The sequence below is a fragment of the Marinobacter sp. UBA2498 genome (assembly GCF_002341575.1).
GTDB classification, from domain to species: domain Bacteria; phylum Pseudomonadota; class Gammaproteobacteria; order Pseudomonadales; family Oleiphilaceae; genus Marinobacter; species Marinobacter manganoxydans.
Genome location: NZ_DDOI01000065.1, coordinates 40,802 through 46,761 on the forward strand (window position 1 = coordinate 40,802; position 5,960 = coordinate 46,761).

Here is a 5,960-nt window from a genome sequence, read left to right on the forward strand (position 1 = left end):
GGGGGGGGGGGAGCCGCTGTCGCTGCCCACCGGAAAGCATGACCCCGTTGTCACCGATCATGGTATCCAGCCCCTCGGGCATACGGTCAATAAATTCGAGCGCATGAGCCTTGGCGGCGGCCTCGCGGATTTCTTCGCGCGTGCAGTTCCGGAGAGAGCCATAAGCTATGTTGGCCGCGATACTATCGTTAAAAAGCACTACATTCTGGTTCACGAGTGCAATCTGGGACCGAAGCCCTTTCAGGGAAAACTCCTTTAGCGAATGCCCATCGATACGAATGTCACCGCCGGTGTATTCATAGAATCTTGGAATGAGACTCACCAGGGTGGACTTTCCGCTCCCTGAACGACCGACAAGTGCCACACTCTGACCGGCAGGAATGCTAAAGGAGATACCTTCCAGAACATTATCGAGCTGATCCCGGTACCGAAAGGCCACCTCATCAAACTCGATGTCGCCCTCAACGCGATCCGGCGAATACGTACCCGGATCCTGTTCCGGCGATTCGTCGATTGTTTCGAACACATCGTAAGCGGCTGCAACGCCCTTCTGGATCTTGGCGTGAACAGAGGTAACCTGACGGATGGGCTTGGCCATGGTCGTCGCTGCCGTAATGAATGCTACCAGCTGACCCGTGGTCATCTCACCGCGAATTTCAGGCGCCAGCATCATCCAGACCAATCCGGCAATGGCGATGGCCACCAGTACCTGAATCACCGGAACACTGATCGCCTGAGTGGATGCCATCTTCAAACTTTGCTTGAGGTTTCTATTGTTAACCTCTTGAAAACGAGCACGTTCATAATCCTCACCACCAAAGGTGCGAACAACGCGATAGCCGGTAATCGATTCAGAGGCCACATGGGTTATATCGCCCATCGAGCCCTGGATCCGCTGACTGATCTTGCGGAAGCGTTTGCTGGCATAGCTTACAACCGCGGCAATGAGCGGCCCCACCGCCAGGAAAATCAGCGTGAGCTTCCAGTTGGTATAAAACATGTAACCCAGCAGACCGACAATGGTCAGACCTTCGCGGAGCGTGATGGTCACGGCGTTGGTCGTCGCCTCCGCCACCTGCTCGACGTTAAAGGTAAGCTTGGACACCAGCCGTCCCGCCGCGTTGTCATCGAAATAGCGGGAAGGCAGTGTCATCAGTCGATCAAACACATCGTTACGAAGCGCATTGATGACCTGACGCCCGACATAGCTGATGAAGTACTGGCTCAGGAAGGTGCCCAGCCCACGGAATGCGAAGACGCCAACGATAACCAGCGTCAGCATCAGACGATTCTGCTCGGTCGGATTCTCGATCGCCGCAATGACGTATTCCATGGCTGCCGCCATACCAGTCGATGCAGCGGCATAGATAATGTTGCCGAGTACTGCAAGGGAGAAGGCCAGCAGGAACGGCTTTACATAAGCGAGAAGGCGCTTGTAGGTATCCCAACTGCCCGCCGGCAGGCCGGCCGCAGGGTCTGGTATAGGCTCGGACACCTTCACTGGCTATCAGCCTCCCGCTCGGTAGTAATGCTGAGCTTGGCGAACCCCAGGCGTCCGGCAACGTCCATGGCACGAACCACAAATTCATGGGGTGTGCGAGCGTCAGCGGTAATGATGAACGGAAGCGAGTTATTGCCTTCAGCCAGTTCACGGACACCCCGCTCAAGGGTTTCCCGCCGATTATTGACCAATGTGCGGTCGTTCAGGATGTACTGCCCCTCGGCATTGATCACCACGTCGATCTGCTGCACTTCAGATGCCGGCGCAGGCTCGCCACTGGCCTCAGGCAATTCAACCTGCAGATGGCTCTCGCGGGTAAAGGTCGTGGAAACCATAAAGAAAATCAGCAGCAGAAACACCACGTCGATCAGTGGCGTCAGGTCTACCCCGACTTCCTGGCTCCTCTGGCGCTTGAACTTCACGGCGTTCAGGCTCCTTCCACGTCGATTTCGCGGTCTCCGTGCACTACCTCAACCAGCTTGATCGCTTCCTGTTCCATGCCGACGACCAGCTCATCCACTCTCCGGATAAAGTAGCGGTGGCAGATAAGTGCCGGGATGGCGACGCTCAGGCCAGCGGCCGTAGTAATAAGCGCTTCAGAGATACCACCGGCGAGGTTGCCGGCGTTGCCAACCCCGGCCAATTGGATCTCGGCAAATACCTTGATCATGCCAATGACGGTGCCAAGCAGCCCCAGCAGAGGGGTGATCGTCGCAACGGTGCCCAGCGGGTTAAGGAAACGCTCCAGGTCATGGATGACCTGGCTTGCCTCGTGCTCGATGCTTTCTTTCATGATTTCGCGGCCATGCTTGGCGTTAAGCAGGCCACCGGCAAGAATCCGGCCCAGGGGTGATGACCCCTGCAGGGCTTTCAGTTTCCGGCCATTGAGTTCTTTCTTCTTGATCCAGCGCCATAACTCATTGATGGTCTGGGGGGGCGCGACCCTGGAGGCGCGAAGGGTCCAGAAACGCTCCAGAATGATGGCCAGCGCCAGAATGGAGCAGGCAACAATTGGCACCATCAGAATGCCACCGGCTTTCAACAGCTCGAACACGCTTGGTCTCCCTGATTGTTTGCAAGCCGCGCTACTTTAGCATAGCTACCCGTGGAGGCCACACCTGCAATGTCACGGTATTTTACATTGGTCACGGGCAAGCCCCGAACCACCGACCCAGAACGACGAGCCATGCCGCATTTCCTTTAATACCAGCTTGTTATCGACAACGGTCATCTCGACGCTGCCTGAACATGCTGTGTTCAGCGGCACCGCTCCGACCCCCGCGTAACGTGCGGTTACCGTCGGGTGGGGATGACCGTACCGGTGGCGATAGCCAGCGGTATAGATGACCCGATCTGGTCTCAGCACGCGCACCCAGGGTTCGGAAGATGAGGTTTTGCTCCCGTGGTGGGGCGCAACGAGCACGCGAGTCGAAGGAACCTGAACGTCCTCTCGGCCAGCCATATAAGCCAGATACTCTGCCTCCACGGGTTCGGTAATATCTCCCGGCAAGAGCCACTCAGTTCCGGAGTCAGGGTGGTAGATACGCAACACACAGGAAGCGTCGTTACCCTCTTGTGCGCCCTCACCCTGCCAGAACTCGAGGACCAATCCTCCCAGCCTATCTTCAGCCTGTTTGCAGGCTTGCACAGGCAGTTCGCCAACCTGCTGTCTGACCGCCGCAGGCTCACCAGCAATCACACGGCCGACACTGACGTTCCGGGAAAGCTCCGAGATGCCACCGGCATGATCGCTGTCGGCGTGGCTGATCACGAGGGTGTCAATTCGCTTGATTCCTTCAGCCGCCAGATTGGGCAAAAGCGTGGATTCGACGGCCGAAAACACGCCGGGCACGGCGGGACCGGTATCGTAGACAAGAACCTCGCGCTTGTGTCGGACCAGAACTGAAAGACCCTGCCCAACATCCCATACCCTTACAACTGGCACTGCCACGTACGAATTCCTTTCGGAAGAAGGAGCCGGATACATCAGCCAAAACACCGCAGAAAGGACCGCCACAAGCCGGAACATGGCGAAAGGCATACACAATACCGCGACGCTTAGCAACGCCCAGCCAAACAGCTCCGGGACACCAGCCCGGATGTCCGGCGCCTGCCACTGCGCAAGCCACATGAGCAATTGCCACAGAACACCGAGGGTTAGATCGAATATTGGCAGGAACAGCTGGGCGGTGCCTGGGACTACGGCGGCAAGCAACCCACCCGCGACAAGCACTGGCATAACCACAAGGGATACCCAGGGAATGGCGACCAGGTTGGCCAACAAACCTACCAGGGGCTGGCCCTGCCCCAGTATTTCGAGGATTGGCCATAATCCGCCAAAAACCGCGAGCTGGGCCAGGACGAGTCCTCTCAGCCACCCGGTTCCAGCCAGTCGCGACGAGAATACAGTGATCAGGGTGGCAACCGCGGCAAACGAAAGCCAGAATCCCTGGTCCAGGGGCGCGAAAGGGTCCAGCACAAGAACGGCAGCCAACGCGGCCAGGAAAACGTTCCAGACCGGGGCCTGACGACTCATCAGTACCAGCCACCCACCGGCCACAACCATCACCAGAGCCCTCTGGGTTGGAACGGTAAATCCCGCCGCCAGGGCATAAACCAGACAGCAGAGGATAACTGCCAGGAAGGCAAACCAACGCCTTGAGCTATCGCTGACTATTTGTGCCGGAACAGTCAGCAACAGTCGCCGGCACAGAAACCCTGCCCCCAGGGCGATCAGACCCAGGTGCAGGCCCGATATGGCAACCAGGTGAATGGTGCCGGTCGCCTTGAGCACATCCCAGTGCTTCTGTTCCATGTGGCCGCGATGACCTATGAGCAACGAAGAAACCAGCGGAAAATGACGGGCACCGCCAAATTGCTCGATGGTCCATTGGTGAAGCAAACGATGCAGCTTCCGGTACTGGCAATGGACGAAACACCCGACATCCCGGTCAACCTTCACGCTACGAATGCTGCCCGTGGCCCGGTAGCCCTTGCGAAACAGCCAGTCCTCGTAGCGAAAGCCCGCGGGGTTCAGGGAGCCGTGGGGGCGCTTGAGCACAACTTCCAGCCGCAAACGTTGGCCCGGGAGCCGCTCCATTCCGTGACCGTACCAGGACAACCTGAGCAGGTCCGGCATCCTTGCTTCCTCTCGGGTCGGGATGGGAAGGTTGTGCCACTGGGTGACACAGAAACTGAAACGTAAACTGTTGAAGCTACCGGGCGAAGGAATATCACATACGTATCCCGAGACAGAGAGACGCTCGCGTTCCAGGCTTGCCGGCAGAACCGTTGAAAGCCGGTCACTGGCATGCCACGAGGCCCAGGAGAGTCCGACCATGAGGCCAAGAGCAGATACGAATGCGGAGCTGGCAAAGGTCGGGGAAACGCAGATCCGGCCGAAGGCCAGCAGTGGTATCGCGGCTATCAACCACGTGGGAGGTGGCAGTATCGACAACCAATACAGTAAGATAACGCCACAAGAGAAGGCGATAACGCCCAGCGCTGCGGAACCGGAGTCGCCCGAAGGGCCCACCGGTCTGTTGATACTTCCGGACAATCCTTGTCCTCCTGTATGTCACAAACACCGGCAACATCCGATGAGCCGGTCTACTAACTCCGTCTAAAGGCAGAACTTCCAATGCCAAAGAAGTTCATGAAACGCTATCTGCCCTCACCAGAGAAGGTGCAAGCGATGCAGTCGCTGAGCTTTCTGGGCGATATCCTTCATGAACCGAACCTGTGGCACATCAACCGTCATAGTGTTGCGCGGGCCTTTCTCGTCGGCATCTGGTTCTGCTTTATTCCCATGCCCTTCCAGATGCTCGCGGCGGCCTTTTTTGCCATCTGGTTCAATGCCAACCTGCCGCTTTCAGTGGTCCTGGTATGGATCAGCAACCCTGTAACCATGCCGCCGATGTTCTATTTCAACTACAAGATTGGCGCCTGGGCTCTGGATCGGCCTGTACTCAGTTTTGATTTTGAGCTCTCGTGGTCCTGGATCAGCGAGCGGCTGCTGGATATCGGCATTCCCCTCTATCTCGGGTCCCTGGTGGTCGCAACGGTCTCCGCTTGCGTGGCCTACCTGATTATCCAGTATCTGTGGCGCCGGAAAATTCGCTCTGACTGGCAGGTGCGACGCACCGCACGACTCAGACGCCGTCGTGAGGCTGATCAGGCTTCCTGAATCAGGCGACCCTGCTCAAGCCGCATAACACGCCCCAGGCTTCTGGCCATTTTCATGTCATGGGTGACCATGACAAAGGCAATACCCAGCTGATCCCTCAATGACTCGATCAGCGCCTGCACCCCTTCTCCAGTATGTTCATCCAGGTTGCCCGTCGGTTCGTCCATCAGAACACAGTCCGGTTCGTTGACCAGTGCCCGGGCAATGGCCACCCTCTGGCGTTCGCCACCGGACAGCTCACCGGGTTTGTGATCCAGCCGCTCGGCAAGCCCA

6 protein-coding genes are annotated in these 5,960 nt (G+C 57.7%); 1 reads left to right on the top strand and 5 read right to left on the bottom strand.

Going from position 1 to position 5,960, the window contains the following annotated elements; genetic code table 11:
- The 4 genes from B2W52_RS09110 to B2W52_RS09125 all read right to left on the bottom strand — a co-directional run.
- The coding region (locus tag B2W52_RS09110) for an ABC transporter transmembrane domain-containing protein (RefSeq protein WP_286802607.1) at positions 1-1,501 on the bottom strand (1,501 nt) is incomplete at its 3' end.
- Positions 1,498-1,923: an ExbD/TolR family protein gene (locus B2W52_RS09115; protein WP_008169176.1), complete on the bottom strand. Its 426-nt coding sequence runs from the start codon at positions 1,921-1,923 to the stop codon at positions 1,498-1,500. The genes B2W52_RS09115 and B2W52_RS09110, both read right to left, overlap by 4 nt.
- Positions 1,924-1,928: 5 nt before the next feature.
- Complete coding sequence (locus tag B2W52_RS09120) at positions 1,929-2,555, bottom strand: MotA/TolQ/ExbB proton channel family protein (protein ID WP_008169179.1); 627 nt, start codon at positions 2,553-2,555, stop codon at positions 1,929-1,931.
- Between the two features lie 72 nt (positions 2,556-2,627).
- Entirely contained in the window at positions 2,628-5,036 is a 2,409-nt protein-coding gene (locus B2W52_RS09125) for a DNA internalization-related competence protein ComEC/Rec2 (protein WP_286802636.1), read from the bottom strand.
- 105 nt (positions 5,037-5,141) lie between these two features.
- On the opposite strand from B2W52_RS09125, the gene B2W52_RS09130 reads away from it, so the two are divergent.
- Positions 5,142-5,687, top strand: a complete 546-nt coding sequence (locus B2W52_RS09130; protein WP_008169186.1) for a DUF2062 domain-containing protein — start codon at positions 5,142-5,144, stop codon at positions 5,685-5,687.
- On the opposite strand, the gene B2W52_RS09135 is transcribed toward B2W52_RS09130, so the two are convergent.
- On the bottom strand, positions 5,675-5,960 hold a 286-nt coding region (locus B2W52_RS09135; protein WP_286802613.1), incomplete at its 5' end, for an ATP-binding cassette domain-containing protein. The two genes, B2W52_RS09130 and B2W52_RS09135, sit on opposite strands and share 13 nt — an antisense overlap.